The following is a 24,114-nucleotide window of genomic DNA, read 5'->3' as shown; positions in this document are numbered from 1 at the left end:
ATAATGCTTTCTAAAGAAGCTCTTCTATATGCTTCAATTCAGAAATATCTGTCAGGTCGCTGATCGACTCATGCATCACATCTATCTGGCATTCCTTTGCTGCAGCCATAAGATTGGTCCCTCCGACCAGTGCCAATCCCACATGATCCCTCTCCACTGAGACCCCCAGGACATTCATATTCGGCTGGCCCAGCTCCAGCACCCCGGCGAATCCCGCCTGGGCCAGAGCTTCAAGCACATCCTCGATCTTGTCCCGGGCGAGCATAGGTGCCTCGTGAAGGTTACCTAAGATCCGGCCATTCCCGGTGCGCATCATCCCTGTGATATTCATCAGCCCTTGAGCGGTCAGGACATCAATGGGATCGACGGTCGTAGCCCAATACATGAGCATATCTGTGAACCTGGTCGGCTCTCTCTCAACCACCTCCACCAGACCTCCTCCTTTGGGATGAACCGGTATGCCATGCTTGAGCATTACGGCGCAAAGGGTCAGGCTGCAGGCGGTCTTGATTTTGATCCTCCCCTTTCCTTCTATGACCTTGATCATCGGCGACACCGCCAGGCCGCTGTTGATGGTATCATAAAAGACTGCCAGGGTCTCATCCAGAGCCTCCTTTCTTACCGTGGTGGTATTGGTAATGATCTTGCCCTTCATACCCGCCGGATCGAAGCTCACCTGATGCATCAGGTTCTCAATTCTGGCCAGGGTGAAGACCAGAGGTTGCACTGGGGTCACATCCTCCAATCAGCGATAGGGCTTTATTAGCTTTTTTGGGGGCACTTTCTTTTGGCCTTTCTGGAAGCTATCTTATATCACTTGATCCAATACATTCAGCAATGTTGCGCCAAAGATTTGTTCTGGATACAACTGCACTTACAGACTCCATGGCCTGGGAGAGCGAGGGCGCCACTGACATCTGCGAAGGAATGAACGCCATCCTGGATCGCATTTCAGAGGGCAGGCTTCACCTGGGAATCAGCTGCTATATACCATATCCCTCCGTCTACAATGAGATCAAGGATTTTGCCAGGCATAATAGCTGCGATTCTCGCATCCTGGGAAAGGTCGATACCTGGCTGGTCAAGAAGACTCCGGACAGATACAAGGTCAAGGTGCCTTCAAAGATCTTTTATGAATATGTGGATTACATGAGGAGCCGCATTAATAAGGGTATGAACATATCTGAGGAAGCTGTATGGGAGTCGGTCTCCAGATGCATCGCTTTGTCAGAAAGCAAGGGCGATCTGAGAGAGATGAGGGATGAGATAGAAAGGGAGGTCGTGGGGAGCATAATAAGGAAGTTTCGGGAGAAGTACAGAGCTGCCCTTCGCTATGGCATTCTGGATAGCGCTCCCGACATCGATGTTCTGCTGCTGGCCAAGGAGCTGGATGCTGCAGTCGTCTCCCAAGATTTGGGGATACAGCGCTGGGCAGAGCAGTTGGGTCTGCGCTTCATGGAATCCAGATCTTTTCCCATAATGATAAAAGAGTACATGAATGCATTGCCGGAGCTTTTTATAGAGGAGAGAGAAGAGGATAGAATGATCTGATCAACATTAATCATCTTTTCTATAATCTCATCTAATCTATTGGCTTCACACTTTCCAAGGCCGATTTCAGCTCTCCTAACTGGATCGGTTCGCTCAGATAGCCGTTCATGCCGGCCTTCAAGAACTCCTCTCGATCACCCTCCAGAGCGTAAGCGGTCATAGCTATGATATGGGGTTGCGAGACTGATCCATCCATCTCCCTAATATGCCGGGTGGCCTCAAGGCCATCCATATCCGGCATCTGTATATCCATGAGAATGACGTCGTAATGCTTTCTCTTCACACTGGTCAGGACCTCAGGACCGCTGCTGGCTACATCGGCCTTATAGCCGAGATGTCTCAGCATTATGAGCGCCACCTTCTGGTTTATGGGATTATCCTCCGCCAGAAGGATAGACAGATCGCGGGCTATATCTTTGGATGAAACGGACTGAGCTTCAAAATCTTGGAGCTCTCTTTTAGGCGGAGATATTAGATCGATAAGAAGCCTCTTTAGCAGACGCGGTTTCACTGGCTTGGTCAGCCATCCGGAGAGCGAATCATCCTTCACTACCTCCTCTCCCATATGGCTTATCATCACCACAAAGGAGGCAACGCTCAAATCCTTGATCCTCCGGGCAAGAAGCAGGCCTTCCATGTCCGGCAGAACGGTGTCCAGAATTACACAATCAAATGAATTGCTCTTTAATTGCCCGGTCCCGGATATCGCTGTCCCTCTGGTCATGAGCTCTATGGCCTCTTCAGCTCTAGCTAGAGCTACAGCCTCCATTCCCCAGGAGCCGGCCATCCTGAAGAGCATATCTCTGACCGACCTATGGCCTTCTACTATCAGCACCCTCTTGCCGGAGAGGATCGAATCTCCAGGCTCTGAGCGGCTATTATCATGATGCAATTGGCAGCGAATGGTGAAATGGAAGGTGCTTCCCACTCCCTTTTCGCTCTCTACCCAGATCCTTCCCTCCATCATCTCCACCAGCCTGCGGCTTATGGCCAGGCCCAGACCTGTGCCGCCATAATGCCTTGTGGTTGAGGAATCAACCTGGGTGAAGAATTGAAAGAGACGGCTTAGATTCTCCTGAGAGATGCCGATTCCAGTATCCATAACTCTAAAATGCAGCTCGATTCTTCCATCATCCAGTGGGGTTGTGCTCAGGGATAAGACGATCTCTCCCTTCTCAGTGAACTTGGTGGCATTTCCCAGAAGATTGACCAGGATCTGACGCAGACGGATCTGGTCTCCCAATATAAACCTGGGCACATCATCGTCCTGGAAATACGCAATCTCAAGGCCTTTTTCCGCTGCATTCGCCGCCACCATATCCATCGACTCCTCTATGCAGCCCAGGAGATCAAATGGTAAGATCTCCAACTCCATCTTCTCTCCTTCGATCTTGGAGTAATCCAGGATATTGTTGATAATGGCGAGAAGGGTGTTTCCGCCGGTTCGAATGGTCTCCAAGTATTCGCGCTGTTCAGGCTTCAAATCGGTCTCCAGGAGCAGGCCGGTCATGCCAACGACGGCATTCATTGGCGTTCTGATCTCATGGCTCATATTGGCCAGGAAATTGGATTTCGACCTTGTGGCTAATTCGGCTCTCTCTTTGGAGTTCTTGAGGTCCTCCTCCACCATCTTCTGGTCAGTGATATCGCGAATGGACTCGATTGCTCCATAGATATTACCCTCTGAATCGTACAGAACCGCTGCACTACCCTGCAGATAGGTCAACTTTCCATTGAGGTTTGAGATGAAGCTAACGCCAGCCAGGCTGCCATCCTCATGCCACTTGAGCTCTTCATAGCAGCCCTTTACATCAAGATCCTGATTTGTGACCAGGTCAATCAGAATTGGCCTTCGCTTTTTATAAAAGGGCAGAGAGTACTCATATTCGCCCTTTCCCAAAATATCCTCTGCCTTGACTTGGGTCATCATTTCTATGGCCCGGTTCCAGGCAATTACCACTCCTTCTTTATTGATGACGAAGGTAGCATCCGGGAGGAAGTTTATGATATCCGCCATCCTGCGCTCCGAGTCCCTCATGGCTGCTTCCGCTTGTATTCTCTCTTGCACTTCACAATTCAGATCTCTATTGGTATCCTCCAGCTGCTTGGTTCGCCGGGCCACCCTTTCTTCAAGCTCTTCGTTGAGGCGGATGACCTCGGCCCTGGCCAGCTCTTTCTCCTGAATATCCTTCTGAGCTTTTTTATAAAGGCTGACATTTTCGTTCAGAACAAGTATCTGTCGCAGTATGACCAGGCCGATTATCATCCCCACTGCCCAGGATAAGCTGGCGAAGGAAAGGCCAATCGGATTTTCATAGCTCCAGACCAGCAGAGCAAATGCTCCCGCTGCGAATAAATATGGAAGGTAGAGTGGCCAGGTCAGCCCTCCTGAGCGGAATTCCCCGAATTCAGGTATCTTGAAGGAATTCTTCTTTGATACAACATCCGCCTGAGACATGCCCGCAAGACCTACCAGTGCATAGGATAATGGCCAGCCCAGATCGAGAAGACCTCCTGCTGCATAGGAATCAGACCATGACAAATGTAGAAATATGGAATCGGTTATAATCAGACCGATCATTCCGGCAGCAAGAAGGAGCAATGAGGTCTGTTCATTGCCCCGAATCTTCCTGAAGAGAAGCTCCAGGACAGAGAAGAGCAAGATCAGATCCCCTAGAGGATAAATGATATAGATTAGCAATGTGAAAAGGTCGTAGTTTGCTGATTCCTGAACAACTGGACTGATTATGTAGTTCCAGAATATGATTATCCCGGCAAACATTACTATTCCGAAATCCAGGGCCATCTTGAATCTCTCTTTTAAGGATAATTCCAAAGAGGGGAGGACGAAGATCCCCCATAGAAATAGAGGATAGTATGCCAGAAAGAAGACGTTTGAGATGGAAAAAAATGGGTCGACCTTGAGAATGGTCTCTTCATAAGCCCAAATAACATCCCCCATGGTGAAGCTAAATGTCGCTAAAGAGAGGATCAGCCAGGTCAGATATACTTTTTTTCTCTGCTGATAAGAAGAAGCAGCCGCATAAAGCAGGGCTAATGCAGCCATGCCGTTTATTGGGATGAGCGCCAGGTCTGTGAAAGCAACTGTCGCCTCTGGATCATCCCTCAAGATGAACATCACCAGGGCATAACAAATGACAATTGTGCTTGCGATGGCCAATGAATAGCGAAATGGAAAGACCCGCCTGGATGCGCGCCGCTCGGATGAATCTGGCGGCTCGCCCGCATGGCTCTCCGAATTGTCAGTAGCGACAATTACCGTCTCGGCTGCGTTATTCATCTTCGTCTTCCATTGAATGATGGCATCATCAATGTGGAGCAATCAATATCATCATCATCCAGAGTGCAATTCGCCCGTCTGTATAGCTGAACGGGGGATGGCAAGGAATCCGGCTTGGATCAGATTTAAGATGATATATCAGGCTCCTCGTTATTTTGTATGGGTGAACTTGAATCGCTGGTTCTCTGTGTCTCGGTGCCTCTGTGGTGAATCGCGATGCTCTGACCCAACCACAGAGACACAGAGGAACAGAAGCCATATTCTCTGCCTGAACTCACCCAAATAATTCAGCGAAGAGCCATTTATCAGATATCAACCTCTATAATGAACAAGACCTTGACCAACCATCCCAACTCCACTCAGGTTCTATATTTCAGCTTTCTAATATAACAACATATCCGTCCGTAATGATAATGTATTCGCAAAATATATAGCATTACGATTTTTTATAAGCGGTATATTATTGAGAATGGTAACATGATTTTATAAGTAGTATAGAAAGAAAATTTCTGGCGGAAAAAGTAGATATCATACATCCTCCTAGCATTTGAGCAATGCCGAATTTCAATGTCTTGCTGGAGGGTGCCTGGCTGGTCAGAGATGTCAAGACCGAGGATGATGCTATCGGTGTGGCCATCTCTGAAGCGGGAAAGAGATTGAACCAGAGAAAGATGGACTTTGTTGAGGTAGAGGTGGGCCAATGGGATTGCCCGGAATGCAATGAGCCCTTAGACGGCGTCTTCCTCGTCGCCAGCATGGCACTGGTGGCGCTATTATTTGAGATCAAGATCTTCAATGCAGAGAGCGAGGAGCATGCAGGAAGGATCGCAAAATCAACGGTTGGAAAGGCCCTGGGCACCATTCCCCTGCGGGTGCTGGAGACAGAAAAGATCGGCTAGATTCTCCGATTCATCCCTCCACATGGGCTGGGTCTCTTGGTATCAGCTTCTCTTGGAACCGGGATCCCCCAGGCCTAGAGATCTTGCCAACTCCCTCAGATCCCTCTTGCCTCCCCTTCGCGGCCTTGCCCTCTTGGCCGAAGAGGATTCATCTCCCTTCCTGCCGCTCTCCTGAGCTCTTCTCTTCTGGGCAGCGCCCTTCAAATCGCCTGCAGGGAGGATTTCAGAGTCTCTTTCTGGATTGCCTCCGGAATAATTATCCATCTGCCATTTCGCGATCTTCTCTTGGATCAATTCCCCTCCTTCTCTGGCATCCACCAAAATCAACTCCTCCCTCACCCAGCCTGGAAGGAACTGATTAACTCCCCCGAGATCGTCATATCCAAACCGGCGGTCGCAGAACAGCAGGACGCCCCTTTCGGATTCCGCCCGGATAACCCTTCCTGCAGCTTGCAGCCCCCGGTTTATCGCAGGCAAAGTGTAGGCGATGAGCATACCTTTGATCTTGCCATATTTCATGGTATAGTAGCTGTTGATCTCCTTTTGGATCTCGTCGTATGCCGACAAAGGCAGCCCTACCACTGCCACTCCTTTCAGGGCCTCGCCTTTATAGTCGATCCCCTCTGCCAGCTTTCCACCGCACACCCCGGTCAGAACCCCCCCGCCCCTGGCCCCTAAAGAGAAGAACAGATCCAGAAGCTCAGGGACCTGGTCTGCGCTGCGGGGCTCAACACAGAGCTTCTTTCCAACCTTCCTTGAGGATGAGAGACAGACGTCCCGGTAATTGTTCATCATGGGATAAGAGGTGAAAAACACCGCCACATTTCCCGGGACGCACTCGATCAGTGATCTTATGTGCCCCGATATCTCCTCCCTATTGTCCATATCCTCCCTCTGCTCCAGCTGGGTCGTGGCCTTTTTAGCCACCAGGAGGAGGCGGTTTTCCTTGGGGAAGGGGTTGGGCAGGCTGAGCTTCTCTGCTCTGCCCTCCTCTCCCAGACAGTAGAGCTCATAAGCCTCCAGGGGGGAGAAGGTGCCGGAGAGCATGATAGTGGCATTGACGTTGTCTGTAATCCGCCGGATGTTGGCCGCCGGATCGATGTTATTGACCTCCAGCCGGACGAGCTTCCTTTTTCCCACACCGGTGACCACGATCTTCCTCTGAAGAGCGATATCGGTCTCCGCCGTCTCCATGTCTCTGAGAAAGAGCAGCACCAGGGCGAGGCTGGGCTGAATATCCCCCTGCAGGTTCTCCCTATCTCCTTCCGCCAGGTTCAGATCGGCGACTGCCACTGCAACATCTGAGAAATATGATAACGCGTCTTCGATGTCATCGATCCCATCGTAGAGGAAGGCGCGAAACAGATCGGCATCCATCAGGGCCTCGCCCTCAGGCATTCTATCCAGCCGGCTCTGAAGGAACCTCCGGAGCCTGGGAAGGAGCTGTCGTATGATCCTGATTCCCTCTCTCCTCCAGGAGGCTTCCTCTCTCGTCTCCTCCAGCCTGGCCTGCCCCAAGGTGCCCTCGAACTTCTCCACCTCGGTCTCGGCAAGATCTATCATCCTTTGGGTGAGGTGGCGTGAGTTCATTGCTCTTACCGCATCTCCCAGGTTATGGGCCTCATCTATGATCAGGGTGACCTTCTCCGAGTCCATCTCCAGCCACTGGAAGATGATGTCCTGGAAGTCAGGACTGAAGAGGTGAGAGTAGTTCATGATCACTATATCGCTGTTCTTGGCGTAAAGGCTCATGATCTCATAGGGGCAGATGCCCTGGCAGGAGTCCATAAGCCCCGAGGGTGCGGTTACCCTCTTTTTCAAGCCCTCTACCACATCCAGGGCCCTGGCGGATCGGCGGAAATGGACAGATCCATTTATCTCAAAGCCTTCTCTGCTTCGCAGGTAGTACGGGCAGAACGTCCTATAGCCAGGCTCCTCCTCGGGAATGCTATCTGCATGAGGATCGTAGATGGCTGCATTGCCCTTGCCGATCTTCGAGGAGACATAGTTTTTCGTCCACTCTCTAAGCCTCAAGCAGCCGGCATAGACGCTCTCTGCTCGGAACTCGCCCTCCAGAGGGCAGATCCTCTGCTTTCCCACCATATAGGCGATCTCCGGCTTGTGGCGGGTCTTGGACCAAATTCGATTGATCTCATCGATGTAGATATCGATCTGAGAGACGGTTCTCACCGCTACCACGATCTTTCCCGGAGCGGCGGCCAGAGCAGCGCTGATGCAGCTCGTCTTTCCAGTGCCGGTGGGAGCATCTATCATCAGAATGCCCTGATTTCCTCTGCTCACCACATCATAGACTGCGTCCAGCATCCTGTCCTGGTGAGGCCGGAGAGACTCATAGGGCAAATAATCCAGGTACACAGAGGCATGATTCCACTGGGAACAGATAAATGCTATCCATAGCACGGAAGAAATAGGGGAGAAACCATTGCAAAAGACTCTCTTGTATAGAAAAGTTGAAATTGTATTGATGACATCCTTATTCTGTAGCATTGATGGTGAGGGTAATGAAAGCGGAAATTGCAGTCTTGATCATGATAATATTGACAATTGTCTTTCCTGTATTGTCTTCTCCTTCCCAGAACGAAGATGGCCAAGACGGCCTTGCTGGATATGAGACCTCCAGATTGTCGATCATGAGTTTAGACACGAAGAGGCTGGAGGAGAGGATGGCCGGAGCCCTAGTTGATATGATGTCCAAGAGCCAATGGGCCGCAGAGGGAGAGGGTGGCAATGGCGATTCTATCAGCTCTGGTTTGAAGGGATCAAATCCACTCAATCCGGAATTGCCTGGCACGAATCATTCTGTAGCTGGCACATCGGTCCTCAACTCTTCAATTGCTAACATATCAGCACTAAACTTCACAGCCACTAATGCATCAATCAGCTCATCAGCTACCAATGGATCTGCCACTGAAGCATTCGCTGGCAATCAATCTAGGCTGAACTCATCGATCCCGGTCCCGGGTGGTTCAACTGGAAATCAAGGCATAGGTTCCAGCAGCAATGCTAAGTTCGATGGCTACTATGGAATCAAGTCCTCCCAGCACCAGATGGGCAAGAACAACATCGACTCCAGCACCTTCCTTAGCGGGAGCTTCTCTATGGAAAAGGCAGTAAAATTCCAGGATATAGGAATCTAGAGGCGGCCAAGACACCATGAAAAAGACCAATATCCGCCTGGGGACTGCATCTCGACGCTTTCGGTCAATTCTACTGGTGTTGCCACCCCTGGCATCGCTTCTCTTCGTCTTCCTCATCTCTTTTTATCATATCTCTCCCGCCGCAGCCTCTCTTTATGGTGAGGGACTGACAGAGGAATGGAACAGGACCTACGGAGGAAGGTATGGCGATGGTGCCTGGTCAGTCCAGGAGACCAATGACGGCGGTTATGTCCTTGTGGGCCATACGGCAACCAGGGGAGAGGGAAGCGACCTATGGCTGGTAAGAGTCGATCCAGATGGAAATCCCTTATGGAGCAGGATTATGGGTGGATCGGGCGAGGACGTAGGCTATTTTGTCAGGGAGACCGCAGATAGCGGCTACATCGTCGCCGGAAGCACCAACTCCTTTGGCTTGGGCGAGGAGCGGCTGTGGCTCATCAGGATGGACGGGAATGGAAGTCTGCTCTGGGATAAGACCTTTGGCGGCTTTGTGCATTCTTCAGGCGATGGTGGCTGGTCTGTGGATGAAACCGATGATGGCGGATATATCGCAACCGGCTATACCCAATCAAAGAGCATTGGTAGAAAGGACCTCTGGCTCATCCGTACCGACAGCAACGGGAATCTGCTATGGGATAGAAGCTATGGAGGGGCAGATGAGGATGTGGGATTGTCTGTACTGCAAAGCCAGGATGGCGGCTTTATTGTGGCCGGCAGGACGGCATCCCTGGGGAAAAGGGGGGACGATATCTGGCTCTTGAAGACCGATGACCAGGGCGTCATGAGCTGGAATGTAAGCTATGGCGGAGATAAGGATGATGTCGCCTTCCAGGTAGCGGAGCTGGCCAATGGTTACGCCCTGGTGGGCAGGTCGGAGTCAGGCCTGGAGGAGGAGAAGATCATTCTTATCCGGCTGGATCAGCTAGGCCGGAAGATCTGGGAGAGATCATACCTGGGAAGCTCGGGAACATCCCTGCAGCAGACGATGGATGGCGGCTTTGTCATCGGTGGAAGGATCGATAATGCTGATTCGGGAAGGGATGCTCTGATCATAAAGACCAACTCTGCCGGACTGGAGGAGTGGAGAAGGACTCTCGGCGGTAAAGGGGATGATCTCGGAAGCTATGCCATTCAGAATCGGCAGGGAGACTACATCCTGGCGGGAATAACCTCATCCTTTGGATCGGGATCTGAAGATGTCTGGCTTGTCAAGATGGTCTTAGAGGATCAGGCAGAGATCAACTCCTCCAGGATGGAGAACCTGACCCAATACCTTCAATCCAGAGTTAAGCCGTCAAGAAATCAATAGCAACTTTTGGTTATGAAATGGGAAGCCCTATCCCTCAGGTGGGGCAGTTTGCCAGCGTCTAAAACGAAAAATCGCTATAAATCCGCTGCGTAAAGCGCATCATCAAAAGATCAATCGAAAAAGCTATTCGAATTAAAGCCTAAACCCATTAAACCGTAAACCGCACAAATTGCACTACTGGAGGAAGAGCAGATGACAGAAGAGAAGCAGGCCCATAATCGGGATAAAAAGGACGCAGTGAGGAAGTTACTCATAGAATATGCAAGGGCTCTCGCCCCATCGCTTAATATTTATCAGTGGCCAGTTGAGACCGCACGCTGGCACGAGTTGGTCTTCTGCCTGCTATTCCGAATAGGCCAGCCTCAGATCCAGGCGGATAGAGCAAGGGCCATGACGCAGATGCTGGCCGACCTCAACCTGCTGGAGATAAGCTCTCTGGCCGGGGCAATGGCAGAGAAAGGGAATAACCTGGAGCATCCCGATATGATCCTGATGCATACCCTGTTGGAAAGGATGGGCATGACTCCGGATCAGTCTCAGGATGCAACTCTGACCATAGCTCAGGCCGCCCGGGTCCTGGCTGAGAGGCACAATGGAAAGGTCCAGCGCTGCCTGCGCCAATACGGTCAGCAGATTCTGAACCATCTCAGCGAGCAGTTCTCTTTTGACCGAATCCCATCCGACCAGGCCAGGCTGGCTCTGGCCCATTGGCTGCAGAATACCACCAACATGCCCATAGAGCTTGCTGAGCCCGATGTTATTGAATTCTGCCAGAGGGCGGGAATCACTCTGGAGGAGATGACGGAGGTGGCCGACGAGATCGACCTTAACCTGGCTCTGCTAGACGATATTATTGTCAACTCGCTTGTCAGCTTTGGATTTGAAGAGCCAAAGGATGAATGGAGGAGGAAGGGGATGTGAGCGAAAAAGCAATCCCCAAGTACATCTACTTCGTAAGCGGCTACCTCACCAGCCCGGAGCAGGATATATCCCGAATCTATTTCGAGAAGCTGAAGAGCATCTTCAAAGCCGAGGCTCCTGGATATATATTAGGATTTAGAAATCCGCTTTCGGATAGGCCTTTTGAGCTAATTGAGAAGAAGAAATGCTCCAAAGAAGAATTCCTCAAGATATGGAAGGATGAACGAACTGCAGGAATCATTTGGTCCTCACATGGAGATCCCAACACAGGGTACCCATGGGCGGCACCTGCCGAGCCGTGGCAGAAACCCACTATCATGAATATCTTTACACTCCCCAAGTCTGGCAGGAATCTCCGTTCCCTGGCAGTGCTATCCTGTGGAAGCCATACAGCAGAGAGTCTCTGGCGAGAAAAGATGAGCTACAAGGATCCTGTTATTTACAGCATTAGCGGCCTGCTGCGAGACGGCACGCTCGATTTAAGCGACCAAACCTATTCCTGGATAAAAGAGAGCAGACTGGAATCTCCGGATAAACCTTTAGCTGGTGCTCGTTATATGATGCAATATGCCATGGGCACGTTCAATCCTGGCAGTCTCGCAGGATGCAGCGGATGCGACTGCAATATATCCGGTCGTAACCAGGCCCAGTACCGCCGCAAACAAGATTTAGTCGAGCAAATGATTTGGAGGGACTTCTCCGAGCCTGAGCACGTATTCGTGCCTTACCAGCGCATACCCAATGTAGAGACTGATGCCTCTCATTACACCGCTCATAAAATCAGGCCCGGAGATAGAGTTTGGTATTTAGCGGAGGATTACGGTTACAGCGATAGAAAGCGATTCACGGAAGATGTAAAGAAGCTCAACCCCGCCATCAACTTCAAGACTCTGCGACCTGGACAGACCATCAACGTGCCTACCAAAATTGGGGTTCCAGAGAGTCTCCGTCCTCCCTATGCCTTCGATATCAACCAGCCGAAAAGGGGAGATACCTTTTCCCAGCCCTCGCAGCTTCGTATCTTGGACCAGCACCTAACCAAGATTTTCTCACCACCTCCGGCAGCGCATCTCTCTCAGCTCCACCTCCTGAATCAGCAGCTTATGAGGACACCCAATCCACCCACCATGATGCCAACATTTGACGCCATAGACGCTCTAAAGAAGTTGGAGCAAGAGGCTCAAGAAAGGCAGGATACCAGGAGATGGCTGCAGCGCACTTCTGATCAATTGAACAGGCGCCCCCTGGCAGTCGCTGCTGCAACTCCACCTTCCACGCTCCGCATTCTGGACGATCATCTGAGGCAGACCTATACCCCTGATATCAGGACGCAGGCGTTCGATGCCATGGATGCATTGAGATGGCTGGAGAGAGATGCTCAACAGAGAAGGGACACTCATAGATGGCTATCCGGCATCGAGCAGAATCTGGACAGAAGACCGGCTGCATTCTACCAATTAGAGACGACGAGACCTTCTACTTTGAGCCTCCTGGGACGCCATCTGAGAAAATTTTAAGAGCAGAGGGCTCCTGAAACCCTGCAAGTACAAATACAAAATTTTTTAAAGACTGAGAACAGATGCTAGATTGATGCACCAGACCGTACGGATCTCAGACATCAGCCTTTACCTGCGCTGCCCCAGGCTCGTCTACTTCGATTCCCTGGGCAAGCTGCCGAGATTCAGCAGTGCGAAGCAAATCCTGATGCGCAGCCTCGCTCTCTCATTGCTGCAGAAGGACGATCTGGAAGGCCAGCTAAGAGAGGCTCTCGGAAGGCTGGAGGTGGAACTGCCCCTGATCTACGATCTGGAGCCAGGCGAGCTTCAGGCCGCCTTGAATGAGGCGGATGAGGAGATTGGATCGATGGTCAACGGTCTTAAAGGCTGGATGGACCAGCTCATCCCCTTTGAGGCAGAGGTAGAGCTCTATTCGGAGAAGCTGGGTCTCTCCGGCAGGCTGGATAGGCTGGCTCCAGGAGATACGCCCTCGATCATCCGCACCGGCCGGCCGCCAGAGAACGGAATCTGGAAGAGAGATCGTCTCATGCTGGCCGGCTATTCACTCCTTTTAGGAGAGAAGGAGAATATAAAGGTGGATTGGGGACAGGTGGAGTATCCAAGCCTGGGCATGGTGCGAAGGGTGCCCGTCCGCAGCACAGACAAAGCCCGGGTGCTGCGCATTCGTGATCGAGTTCGCCTTATCAAAAACGGCCAGCTTCCCGACAGGCCGGAAGGCTCCCCCTGCCAGTCATGCCATGCACAGACGATGTGCGAGATGAGGCACTCTTTGGCCTCAAAGTTCTTCTAATTGCCACCCATCCCATAGCTTTTAAAGGAGGAGCCCTATTGCTCTTGGGAAAGTGGCGCATCACACTTCTATTTGATGGCTGGAAGGCTCATTTGGCTGTCCTGCCCACCAAGAGGAAATACAAAATGGCAACCATCGAGGAGCAGATCAAGGCGCTGGAAGAGGAGATCTTCAACACTCAGAAGAACAAGGCCACCGAGCATCATCTGGGCAAGATTAAGGCCAAAATAGCGAAGCTGAGGGCCCAGCAGGAGCTTCAGAAGATCAAGGGCGGCGGAGGGGGCAGAAGATACTATATCAAAAAATCAGGCGATGCCACGGTGGCCCTGGTGGGGTTCCCGTCCGTAGGCAAATCCAGCCTGCTCAATTATCTGACCGGATCCAAGTCCGAGGTGGCAGCCTATCAGTTCACCACCCTCGAGGTCATTCCTGGGGTGATGAAGCACAAAGGCGCCGAGATCCAGATCCTGGATATGCCAGGGATCATCAAGGGAGCGGCGCGGGGAAAGGGCAGGGGCAGAGAGGTGATCACTGCCGCCCGGGCCGCGGATATGATCCTCTTATTGGGGGACGTATTCAATTACAATCTGAAGGTCCTGGAGCGGGAGCTCTATGAGGCCGGCATAAGGCTGGACAAGCAGCCGCCAAACATCCACATCACCCAGGAAAGGAAGGGGGGCATCATAGTGCGCAGCACTGTTCCCCTGACTCGGATGACGGAGTTCGAGATCGCAGAGATCATCCGCGCCTACGGCATTGTGAACGCCAATGTAACCGTTCGAGAGGATATAGACACTGACACCCTGGTCGACTTCCTGGCTGGGAACAGGGTCTATATTCCCTCTCTGGTGGCTATAAACAAGTTCGACCTGCGCTACGGTGGGATCGAGGACAAGATCGAGGAAGACCTGGGCAGGGACTATCTGCCCATATCCTGCGCCACCACTGAAGGCCTCGAGGAGCTAAAAGACCATATATATGAGACGCTGGGATTCATTCGCATCTATCTCAAGCCCAAGGGAGGCAAAGCAGATCTTGAGGAGCCTCTGGTGCTCCTGGATGGAAGCACAGTGAAATCGGTATGCGAGCATCTTCATAGGGACTTCGTAAACCTATTTCGATATGCACTGGTCTGGGGAAAGAGCGCCAAGTTCCCTGGCCAGTCCATAGGGCTGGATCATGAGCTCCAGGATTGCGATGTGCTCTCGATAATCACCAAGAGGAGATGATCGGCCGGAGATGGCCGGGCATTTTGGCAGCGAAAAGGCGCCTGCTATCATAATTTTTTACCAACAAGTATATATGCTCAGCCATCCTCCTTATACTGCTGCATTTCGTCTATCAAAGTAATTTGTTGAGATGTTTTCTGTAGCAGTCTCGATTCTTTTGAGTCGATTCAAAAGGTAAGTGAATTAAATGTTTGAGAGAAAATATGAAAACAGAGGTAGCTCCGGCGGCAGCAGAGGCAGCTACAATAGTGGTCCGAGAGAAATGACTGACGTAACCTGCTCAGAATGCGGCAAGCAGACCCAGGTTCCATTTAAGCCGGATGGGTCCAGACCGGTTTACTGCAGCGAGTGCTATCAGAAGCACAGACCTGCCAAAACATCCAGAAGATATTAAGCTGATTTAGCATCACATAATAGTCGATCCGTTTTGATTTGAAGGCAGGTGCTTTCGGGCAAATAGACGAGCGGCAAAAGGATACTCATGCCGCTCAATAGCCTTCAGTCGACAGGTTCGGCTCTTTCGATGCGGAATTGTAAGAAATGGGGTGCGTTTAAAATGAAACCATCTGAATCAGCGGATTTGGTTAAATTTGAGGGCATAATCTCAGAGCTCAAGAGAAGAGGATTAGTAGTACTGACGCACCGCCCGACTCGATGGGGCTATGTGGTGGATGCAGTCATACCTTCAGCAAAGATCGTCATCCTTAAGGTGCCAGATATCACAAAACAGATTAAAGTGGCCATGAGCCAGTTCAGGGATCTGATTAACCGTCTGGAAGACGATGGATATCAGGTCGAAGTGATTCCAAGAAATAGAATGAGCCCAGAAGAGATCAGAGCCTTCTGTGACCGGATCGCGACTGAGCCGTCACTTGCTTCTGCTTGAAAGTCCAATTGATAACCATGCTAGCCAAAAAAATGGCACCGTATATCCATAAGTCCCATCTCAGGCCGGTATGAATCCGTTCTCAATCGCAATCTTCTGGCCTTCTGGACTCAAGACATAATCGGTAAATGCCTTTGCCCCAGGACTTGGTCTGCCCAGGGTGATGAAGTAAAGCTCTCGGGCAAGGGGATATGTTCCATTTTTTATGTTTTCTATCGTCGGCGGGATACCATCAAGGGATATCACTTTGCTGTCTCCTCTCATTATATAGCTATATCCGACATAGCCTATGGCATTGTCGCTTCCCCGGATAGCCGTCTTGACCTCGGAGCTTTCAGCCGCCTCATAGCTGACTCCGGGAGTCTCATACTCTCGACTTCCCATTATGATCTCATCGAAGGAGTCCCTAGTTCCAGAGCCTGGCCTCCTTCCTATGGCGAAGATCTCCTCGTCTGGCCCCCCGAGCTCTTTCCAGTTGCTAATGCTGCCAGAATAGATCCTCCTCACCTCCTCAGCGGACAGGTCTGTGACACCAAAATCGTAAACTTCTGGGCTGACCATCAGGCATATGGCATCGTATCCCACGGTGATCACATTAAACTTCTCTGTTGGCGTCTCGTATCTCTGTCGCTCCACCAGGTGAAGCTCCCGAGAGGTCATGGCGATCGCCGATCTGCCCTCGACCACGTTCACAATCCCCACCCCCGAGCCTCCTGCGGTCACAGTCACATGGTAGTTATCCTGGAGCATATTGAACTCCTCCGCTGAAATCTCTGCCAGGGGCATTACGGTGCTGGACCCAGATATTGCCACCTTTTGCTCTCTTGCTTCGACCGATACATAAACGAAGAAAGATACCAGCAACAAGACCAGTAGTATGCTCTTGACCTTCATCACTATCAAAGAACGGGCCTGATATTATGTAAGGTTAATGTTCAGCTGAGTGTGATGTCAACCCATCGTGACCACTCCCGCCCCTTTACTATAGTCAGGAACCTGATTGTTGGATAAATATAATTATTCGAGGCCTGTGAAATCCGGAGCGTTGAGGCATCGGGGATCTGCTTGCTGCGCAGGTCCATCCATATCAGGTTAGTTAGATTGGATAATGGAGATACATCGGTAATCTGATTGCTGCTCAGGTCCAGCCCTGTCAGGTTAGCGAGGCCCGATAATGGAGATACATCGGTAATCTGGTTGCTGCTTAGGTTTAGCCATCCCAGGTTATAGAGTCCCGATAATGGAGATACATCGGTAATCTGATTGCTGCTCAGGTCAAGCCATCTCAGGTTAACGAGGCTCGATAGCGATGAAGCATCGGTGGCATGATTACTGCAAAGTCTCAGCCATTTCAAGCTAGTGAGAGCTGATAACGATGAGACATCAATGATCTGGTTGTTGTCAAGATCCAGACATCTCAGGCTAGCGAGGCTCGATAAAGATGAGATATTAGTGATCTCGTTGCTGCTCAGTTCCAGATCTGTCAGATTAGTGAGCCCGGATAGCGAAGATATATCGTTGATCTGATTGTTGCTCAGGTCTAGATCCTTCAGGTTAGTGAGCCCGGATAGCGAAGATACATCGTTGATCTGATTGTTGCTCAGTTCCAGATCTGTCAGGTTGGTGAGGTCTGATAGCGATACATCGTTGATCCGGTTGTTATCAAGATCCAGATATGTCAGATTAGTGAGCCCGGATAACGGTGATGCATCGGTGATCTGATTGGTGCTTAGGTCCAGGTCCGTCAGATTGGTGAGCCCAGATAATGAAGATACATCGGTGATCTGATTGCAGCCTAAGTACAGCTTCGTCAGGTTAGTTAATCCTGATAACGAAGATACATCGGCTATCTGATTTCTACTCACGTCCAGCCATGTCAGGTTAGTAAGCCCAGATAGCGTTACATCGGTAATCTGATTACCCCATAGGTCCAGCCATACCACGTTAGTAAGCCCGGATAGCGATACATTGGTGATCCGATTGCTGCTTAGGTCTAGATTCATCAGGTTAATGAGGCCCGACAAAGATGAGACATCGGTGATCTGGTTGTTGTCAAGGTCCAGATCTGTCAGGTTAGTGAGCCCGGATAACGGTGATGCATCGGTGATCTGATTGGTGCTTAGGTCCAGGTCCGTCAGATTGGTGAGTCCCGATAAAGATGATACATTTATGATTTTATTCCCCCATAGCAACAGCGTATCCAGGTTAGTGAGCCCCGATAATGATACATTGGTGATATGGTTATCCCATAGGGACAACGTTTCCAGGTTAGCGAGCCCCGATAGCGATACATCGGTAATCTGGTTGCTGCTCAGTTCCAGCCGTTTCAGGCCAGTGAGTCCCGATAACGATGATGCATCGCTGATCTCGTTTTCTCTCAGGGAAAGATTTTCTAGATTGATGCAGCGCTCAAGTCCAGTGATATCTTTTATGCTGCTCATGTCGGCATTTAGCAGTTTTATTCCATACAGGTCAGATGCATATATATCACCCTCTGGTTTATCGATCGCTTCTCTTATCACCATCTCAAGATTCGGATCAGGGAATGCGATGACAGATTGCTCCATCTGGCATTGACCAAAGAGTATAATGCTTGATAACGTGATGATAACCAGAAACATCAGTGCTTTTCCGTCCACTCTGCATCATCTCATTGTACTCCGATAGGGCATTTTACCATAAATATCTATGTATAACTGACTTTAGAAAGTCTAGAGCTTCTGCCGCAACAAATCGATCAAAAGATAGACTAGCTCCTATGGCTAATAGGCGACTGCAGAGTAAGACTGGAGCTTGTGGGAACTGGCTGGAGGATGAACCTCACTCTCTTATCATCCTGTCCCACCCACCGCCACCGGGCCCTATCCATGAGTCTACATCCACTCATAATGCCTCAAAACCTCGGGGACGAACTCGTAAAGGAGGCTGTTTTCCGCATATCCGAAGAACAGGCAGCCAGGGCAGGACTGGACTGCTTCCTGCCGGCCAATCCTTGAGGCCTGCCAGGCCTCTGCCAGCCCATCCTTCACATTGGCCAGGGATTGAGTGTGGACCCGGCAGTTCTCGATGCTTCCGTCCGCTGCCACATGGAGGATGATGTCGCTGGCATGGCATTTGAATCCGGGCTTAAGTGATGATATCATCTCCAGATAGGTCAGGGAGTTGATGATCGGCGCACCGCTTCTCTTCAGATCCATCAGCCTGTGCACTGCCTTCTCATATTCAGATCTGTCCCGTATTCCCAGGTCCTTCCAGACCGAGTCCGAAATTCCTCGGGACTCATGCAGAGGCTCAAATGATATCCAGGTGCCCAGCTCTTCGGCCAGATGGACCAGATCCTCCAGCTCGCCCGTGTTTTTGCTGCTTATCACGCAGTTGATCAGAATCTCATGGCCAGCCTTCTTTGCCGCCCTGATTCCAGCCAGGATATTCTCCAGGTCTACTCCCCGCAGCTCCCGATAGCTCTTGATCCCGTCCACGGAGACTGAGAGATAATCAAGGTCACCAAGCTCATCCGCCCTCTTGGCGAGCAGAAGGCCGTTGGTGACCAGACTGGTGATGAGGCCCTGGGATTTGGCGTGCCTCAGAATCTGGGGCAGATCCTCCCTGAGCAGGGGCTCGACGGTCCAGGCATTATAGACCCCGATGCCAAAGGAGCTGGCCTCATCCAGCATCCTGAAGATCTCCTTTTTGGTCATCTCTCCACCGGGCTCTCTCCAGTACTGGCAGAAGGAGCATCTGAGGTTGCAGCGGGCGTTAACCCCATGGGAGAGGACATAAGGCCTCTTTCGAATCCGCATCTGCCAGAGGGCTCTGGCCGCCAGCCGGGGGGAGAAGGATCTCATTTGGGCTGCTCCCGGTTTCTAGAGCGCTCGAGCCCGGAGAATGCCCTCCCCAGCACCTCATTGATGGTGGGATGGATGACTTGAGACCTCATCGCAGTGGAAAGGTCCTGGCGGTCGGTGTTCATCAGGTAGACAACCTGCTGAATGAGCTCTGGCGCCTCTGGGCCGATGATGCTCGCCCCCAGGATCCGACCGGTCTCCTCCTCTAAAACTACCTTCACCAGGCCGTACTCCTCAGCCATAGCCACCCCCTTGGCCGAATCTGTGTATCTCGCCCTTCCCACCAGCACCTTCAGGCCTCGGGCCTTTGCCTCGCTCTCTTTCATGCCCACTCCCGCCACCGTCGGATGAGAGAATACGGCATAAGGAACGGCATGATAGTCAGCCGCTTTCCGCTCTGCCTCTCCCTGAACCAGGAGAATATTGTGGGCTACGATGCGGGCTTCATAGTTGGCGGTGTGGCGGAACATGTGCTTTCCGATAGCGTCTCCCAAAGCCCAGATCCCCTTTTTGCTGGTCTGGAGATATTCGTCCACCCTGATCCAGCCTTGCCTGTCGATTTCCACTCCTGTCCTCTCCGGGCGGAGAAGGTCGGAATTAGAGCGCCGGCCTGCGGCAAGGAGGACCTCCTCTCCCTCGAACTGCCGGATTTTGCCGTCCTTTGTCCCTCTGGCAGAGACGACCTTTTTTTCGCCATTCCTTTCCACCGATAAGACCTCGTAGCCCGTGACCACCCGGCAGTAGCGGGAGAAGCTCTCATGCAGTCGCTGTGAGATCTCAGGATCCTCGCCACACAGAAGTCGTGGGCTGCGTCCCAGGATGGTGACCTCCGTTCCCATAGCGGAGAAGAAGTGACCATACTCGCAGCCGATATAGCCTCCGCCGATTATGATCAGGCTCCGGGGAGGCTCTCTCAGATTGAGAAGTGATACGTTATCGATATATCCCGATTCCTCCAGGCCTGAGATGGGAGGAACGCGAGACCGAGAGCCGCTGGCGATGACGAATTGGGTGGCGGTGAGGGTTCTTGATCCCGCCTTCAGGACATACTCGTCGATGAACTCCGCTCTTTTTTGATAGTGGGTCAGATTCTCCCTTGATCTGATGGTCGCTTCCATTTGGGCGCGCCCCTCATCCACCACCTTATGCACGCGGTTCATGATCCGAGGAAAATCGATCTTCTCTATTCGGGCATGGACGCCCACCGCCCCGGCCTCCTGGATGCTCCGGATCATGTCTGCCGGATGGATGAGCATCTTCGAGGGGATGCAGCCATTGTTAAGGCAGGTTCCGCCCATGGGGCCCTGGTCCACCAATGCGGTATTTCTTCCCGCGCGAGCGGCTTGAGCGGCCACCAGTGCCCCTGCGCCCGAGCCGATGACGATGAGATCGAATCTGTCCATGCTGTTCATGATATCGGATATCAGAAGGCTCTGATTGCTTAAATATATGCGGGAATATAGGAGTCGTCGGGCAATGGGCTGGAATAGGGACTCAGGACGATCTTCAAGCGATATAAGAGACGCTGGACCGGTCGAATCCCTCTACCAGCTCGATTCCCTCATCATCCGCCTTCCATGATACATGGGGATAGGCGAGATGTTTGATGAATCCGGATGCTCTGGCGGCGAATTGCGTTGCCAGGTGCTCCTCGCCCAGGGCTTCTCTGGTGATCTGGTGGACCTTTTCTTGCACCTCTGTCTCATCCAGGTAGCCCAGGGAGTGTATGTACTCATGCAGAAGAACATGGAATGCGTAGGGCTTGTATAGCTCAGGGCGGGTCTCCATGATCCTATTCAATGGTATCTTATTCAGGACAATGACATTGGAGCCTGTGGTGAAAAAGCCTCCCAGGAAGCCATGGGGATCGTTTCCCAGGTTCGCCATGCCCAGCATCAGGCCGCCCCTTCGTTTGTTCATGCTCTCTTCAACCAAGGTCTTTACCACCTCAAATATGTCCGCCAGGGAAACTGCCTCATCCAGGCGGGTCCTGTAATCAATCCTCATTTCAAGCCCATGTAGCTACGTCTAAGTATATAATAGTAACCTGAAGTTAGTTTAAGCTCGAACTGGCGTATTCCATGAGAGGTCCTTCTATTTGCCTATCAGAGGATCTTGATCAGAGATCTCTTCCCCTGGGCCCCTGTGCAGGAGACTCTTTTCCAGGCCGATCTCCATCCAGGCCCAGGCCCAGATGACCGCCTCAAAGGCTCTGATCAGATCATTCTGTTTTAGAAAATGGTGAGAGTCGGATAGATAAGAGGAAATGTTCTCCAGCATTCTCTCATCCCCGGATAGCTGGCCGAAGAGCGATTCTGCCTTCTCCTGCCACTTCACAGTCTCATTTGAGAGATCCTCTTTCAGGCTTCTCTCATCCCCTTTTAGGCCTTCCATCATCTTATTCAATCACCGGCCAACGCAATCCGGCAAGATAAAGGTATTGATCGCAAGAATTAATGACTGTCCATTCCTATCAGCGGATCCCTGCAACCGCATAGGGCAAATGCCTCCTCCCTCTCTATGCAGGTGGGACAGGTGCGGCAGGGCATAGCTTTTCCCTTGTAGCACGACCAGGTGAGCTCATAGGGAACCTGCAGCTTGAGGCCCATTCTCACGATATCCGCCTTGGTCATATGCACAAAGGGCGCTTGCAGCTCGACGGGATTCCAGGCTGTTCCCAGCCTTATTGCCGGCTTGAGAGCCTCTACGAACTCCGGCCGGCAGTCGGGGTAGATCGTCTGGTCGTTCTTGTGGGCGGCGTAAAACAACTCTGTAATCTCATGGGCCTCGGCGTATCCTGCAGCCACGGAGAGCATGATCATATTCCTGTTTGGTACCACCGTCTGCCTGGCTGCCTCCTCGGTATAGTGGCAGCTGGGCACCTCCTTTTTGCCCAGAAGTGCGCTCTCCCCCAGGAATGCCGCCAGAGTGGAGAGGTCGATGATCTGATGTGGGACATCGAGCCTGGAGGTGATGGCTATTGCGCAGTCTATCTCTTTTTTATGCTTCTGACCATAGTTGAAGGTGAGGGCATCTACCAGATAACCATCGGCCAGCAATTTGTAGAGCAATGTGGTCGAGTCCAGACCGCCGGAGAGTATCAAAACCGCCTTCATTTGCCTCCCAATTTTACTGGCATTCAACATAAGACTGCCCCACCTGAGATCCTTAGCTCGTCACATCCTCGGCCAGAGGGGTCACCAGCAGCTTGTCCACCCGGCGTTCATCCATATCCATGACCTCAAAGCGATAGCCACCCCATTCGAATTTATCTCCCGAGGTGGGAACCTTCTCCAGATGGGTCATCATGAAACCGCCCATGGTTTGGTAGGTCCCATCATCCTCATCAGGAAGCTTGTCGATGTCTAGCGTCTCTTTGAAGTCATCCGCGGGCATCGTCCCATCCACCAGCCATGAACCATCGCTCCTGCGCAGGATCTGGGGCTCCCCCAGCTCATCGATATGGGGAATGTCTCCCACCAGCCCCTCCAGGAGGTCTACCAGTGCCACAATCCCCTGCACTGTGCCATACTCATCCAGGACGATGGCCAGATGGATTCCCGTCTGCTTGAACTTCTCCAGCACCTTCAAAGCCCTCATGCTCTCCGGTACAAATAGAGGTGGCAGCAGCAAAGACCTCAGATCAATCTCCTTTTTATTAAGGTCGCAGTTCAGGATATCCTTGGACTGAATCACTCCCAGGACGTTATCCAGCTTCTTGCTGCAGACCGGAAACATGGTGTACGGCCCGCTGACGGTCTTCCTTTGGATCTCGGCGAGGGTGTCATGGATATCAAGCCAGACTATCTTTCCCCGAGGGGTCATGATGGAGTTGACCTTTCTTTCACCCAAAGAGAAGACTCTTTCCATGATGTCCTGCTCCTCCTCTTCGATCACCCCGGCCATCGTTCCCTGGTCTATCATAATTCTTATCTCTTCTTCAGTGACCTCCGGCTCAGCGTTAGAATTGACCCCCAGGGCTTGGAGGACGAACTCCGTGGATTTGCTCAAGAGAAGAATCAAGGGGTATACAATCTTGGAAAAAGCGTTTAAGGGAGATGCAGACCAGGATGCAATCCGCTCCGGATTGGAGAGGGCTATCCTCTTTGGCACCAGCTCGCCTATAACTAGGCTGACGAAGGTTATCGACAGGACTACCAGGGCTAGAGCAATTCCATGGCTGAATTGAGCTAAAGCGGGATAAAGGCCAAGCAAGTAGCCCGCCAGCTCATCGGATAAGGTCGCGCCGCCGAAAGCCCCGATAAGTGTGGCCATTAAGGTTACCCCAGTCTGAACAGCGGAAAGAAACTGATTGGAGTTGCTGATCAGCTCTAAAGCGACGGCAGCACCCTTATCTCCACTATCTGCCATCTGACGGAGCCTGGCCTTGCGCGAGGAGACAACTGCCATCTCCGCCATGGAAAAGGCGCCGTTGACTAATATGAGAATTAGTATGATCAGAATCTCAATCAACATGAACTACTACCCTTGCAGGATGGTGCGCCCGGTCTGTCTCCAAATTCATGCATTTCCCCGAGATTATGGGCCGTTTTCTCATTTTCATAAGACAGGATAATAAAGGTTATTTATAGCTTCCCTGAACGGAGAACAGAGGGCACTGAAGGTAGTCACGTTATTTGAATATTGAGGATCGATATAATAATTAAAAAAGAAATATAAAAAGAAA

Annotated in this window: 21 protein-coding genes; 10 read left to right on the top strand and 11 right to left on the bottom strand. The window is 51.5% G+C overall.

What is annotated here, in order from left to right; all coding sequences use genetic code 11:
- Window positions 1-10: 10 nt before the first annotated feature.
- Entirely contained in the window at window positions 11-736 is a 726-nt protein-coding gene (locus tag MCON_RS02395) for a DUF128 domain-containing protein (RefSeq protein WP_157863636.1), read from the bottom strand.
- Window positions 737-837: 101 nt separating this feature from the next.
- Here MCON_RS02395 and MCON_RS02390 point away from each other — a divergent pair, with 101 nt between their 5' ends.
- A complete protein-coding gene (locus tag MCON_RS02390) occupies window positions 838-1,551 on the top strand; it encodes an RNA ligase partner protein (protein WP_013718452.1) in 714 nt (237 codons plus the stop codon).
- A gap of 31 nt (window positions 1,552-1,582) precedes the next feature.
- Here the strand turns inward: MCON_RS02390 and MCON_RS15040 are convergent, their stop codons facing one another.
- Window positions 1,583-4,894, bottom strand: coding sequence for a hybrid sensor histidine kinase/response regulator (locus tag MCON_RS15040; RefSeq protein WP_013718451.1), 3,312 nt, complete (start codon window positions 4,892-4,894; stop codon window positions 1,583-1,585).
- A gap of 512 nt (window positions 4,895-5,406) precedes the next feature.
- Between MCON_RS15040 and MCON_RS02380 the strand changes: the two genes are divergently transcribed.
- Window positions 5,407-5,751, top strand: coding sequence for a DUF555 domain-containing protein (locus MCON_RS02380; RefSeq protein ID WP_013718450.1), 345 nt, complete (start codon window positions 5,407-5,409; stop codon window positions 5,749-5,751).
- 42 nt (window positions 5,752-5,793) lie between these two features.
- On the opposite strand, the gene MCON_RS02375 is transcribed toward MCON_RS02380, so the two are convergent.
- The gene (locus MCON_RS02375; RefSeq protein WP_013718449.1) at window positions 5,794-8,127 is read right to left on the bottom strand and encodes an ATP-dependent DNA helicase; all 2,334 of its coding nucleotides are present in this window, start codon (window positions 8,125-8,127) and stop codon (window positions 5,794-5,796) included.
- 146 nt (window positions 8,128-8,273) lie between these two features.
- Between MCON_RS02375 and MCON_RS02370 the strand changes: the two genes are divergently transcribed.
- The 8 genes from MCON_RS02370 to MCON_RS02335 all read left to right on the top strand — a co-directional run bounded on the left by MCON_RS02370 (window position 8,274) and on the right by MCON_RS02335 (window position 15,582).
- A complete protein-coding gene (locus MCON_RS02370) occupies window positions 8,274-8,909 on the top strand; it encodes a hypothetical protein (RefSeq protein ID WP_013718448.1) in 636 nt (211 codons plus the stop codon).
- A 16-nt stretch (window positions 8,910-8,925) separates the two neighbouring features.
- Window positions 8,926-10,239: a hypothetical protein gene (locus MCON_RS02365; RefSeq protein WP_013718447.1), complete on the top strand. Its 1,314-nt coding sequence runs from the start codon at window positions 8,926-8,928 to the stop codon at window positions 10,237-10,239.
- Between the two features lie 192 nt (window positions 10,240-10,431).
- Window positions 10,432-11,160, top strand: coding sequence for a hypothetical protein (locus MCON_RS02360; protein ID WP_013718446.1), 729 nt, complete (start codon window positions 10,432-10,434; stop codon window positions 11,158-11,160).
- Entirely contained in the window at window positions 11,157-12,677 is a 1,521-nt protein-coding gene (locus tag MCON_RS02355) for a LysM peptidoglycan-binding domain-containing protein (RefSeq protein WP_013718445.1), read from the top strand. Before MCON_RS02360 ends, MCON_RS02355 begins: the two co-directional genes overlap by 4 nt.
- Before the next feature lie 73 nt (window positions 12,678-12,750).
- Entirely contained in the window at window positions 12,751-13,467 is a 717-nt protein-coding gene (locus MCON_RS02350; protein WP_013718444.1) for a CRISPR-associated protein Cas4, read from the top strand.
- Between the two features lie 125 nt (window positions 13,468-13,592).
- Window positions 13,593-14,696, top strand: a complete 1,104-nt coding sequence (locus MCON_RS02345) for an OBG GTPase family GTP-binding protein (RefSeq protein ID WP_048132806.1) — start codon at window positions 13,593-13,595, stop codon at window positions 14,694-14,696.
- A 187-nt stretch (window positions 14,697-14,883) separates the two neighbouring features.
- Window positions 14,884-15,090 (top strand): CxxC-x17-CxxC domain-containing protein, encoded by a 207-nt coding sequence (locus MCON_RS17010; RefSeq protein ID WP_013718442.1) that lies wholly within the window; start codon window positions 14,884-14,886, stop codon window positions 15,088-15,090.
- 186 nt (window positions 15,091-15,276) lie between these two features.
- On the top strand, window positions 15,277-15,582 hold the full coding sequence (locus MCON_RS02335; RefSeq protein ID WP_157863634.1) for a hypothetical protein: 306 nt from the start codon (window positions 15,277-15,279) through the stop codon (window positions 15,580-15,582).
- A gap of 60 nt (window positions 15,583-15,642) precedes the next feature.
- On the opposite strand, the gene MCON_RS02330 is transcribed toward MCON_RS02335, so the two are convergent.
- From MCON_RS02330 to MCON_RS02295, 8 genes are all read right to left on the bottom strand, one after another.
- Window positions 15,643-16,476 (bottom strand): phosphate ABC transporter substrate-binding protein, encoded by an 834-nt coding sequence (locus MCON_RS02330; RefSeq protein ID WP_232844364.1) that lies wholly within the window; start codon window positions 16,474-16,476, stop codon window positions 15,643-15,645.
- A 41-nt stretch (window positions 16,477-16,517) separates the two neighbouring features.
- Window positions 16,518-18,221, bottom strand: coding sequence for a leucine-rich repeat domain-containing protein (locus MCON_RS02325; protein ID WP_013718439.1), 1,704 nt, complete (start codon window positions 18,219-18,221; stop codon window positions 16,518-16,520).
- A 234-nt stretch (window positions 18,222-18,455) separates the two neighbouring features.
- Window positions 18,456-19,427 (bottom strand): radical SAM protein, encoded by a 972-nt coding sequence (locus tag MCON_RS02320; RefSeq protein ID WP_013718438.1) that lies wholly within the window; start codon window positions 19,425-19,427, stop codon window positions 18,456-18,458.
- Complete coding sequence (locus tag MCON_RS02315; RefSeq protein ID WP_013718437.1) at window positions 19,424-20,839, bottom strand: dihydrolipoyl dehydrogenase; 1,416 nt, start codon at window positions 20,837-20,839, stop codon at window positions 19,424-19,426. The genes MCON_RS02320 and MCON_RS02315 overlap by 4 nt, the downstream gene beginning before the upstream one ends.
- Before the next feature lie 94 nt (window positions 20,840-20,933).
- The gene (locus MCON_RS02310; protein WP_013718436.1) at window positions 20,934-21,434 is read right to left on the bottom strand and encodes a hypothetical protein; all 501 of its coding nucleotides are present in this window, start codon (window positions 21,432-21,434) and stop codon (window positions 20,934-20,936) included.
- A gap of 87 nt (window positions 21,435-21,521) precedes the next feature.
- Window positions 21,522-21,824: a DUF357 domain-containing protein gene (locus tag MCON_RS02305; protein WP_013718435.1), complete on the bottom strand. Its 303-nt coding sequence runs from the start codon at window positions 21,822-21,824 to the stop codon at window positions 21,522-21,524.
- A 56-nt stretch (window positions 21,825-21,880) separates the two neighbouring features.
- Window positions 21,881-22,543 (bottom strand): 7-cyano-7-deazaguanine synthase QueC, encoded by a 663-nt coding sequence (gene queC, locus MCON_RS02300; protein ID WP_013718434.1) that lies wholly within the window; start codon window positions 22,541-22,543, stop codon window positions 21,881-21,883.
- Between the two features lie 52 nt (window positions 22,544-22,595).
- Entirely contained in the window at window positions 22,596-23,903 is a 1,308-nt protein-coding gene (locus tag MCON_RS02295) for a hemolysin family protein (RefSeq protein WP_013718433.1), read from the bottom strand.
- Window positions 23,904-24,114: the final 211 nt, after the last annotated feature.

Origin of the sequence: Methanothrix soehngenii GP6 (assembly GCF_000204415.1) — an archaeon.
GTDB classification, from domain to species: Archaea; Halobacteriota; Methanosarcinia; order Methanotrichales; family Methanotrichaceae; genus Methanothrix; species Methanothrix soehngenii.
This window is presented reverse-complemented; position numbering and strand designations above follow the sequence as displayed.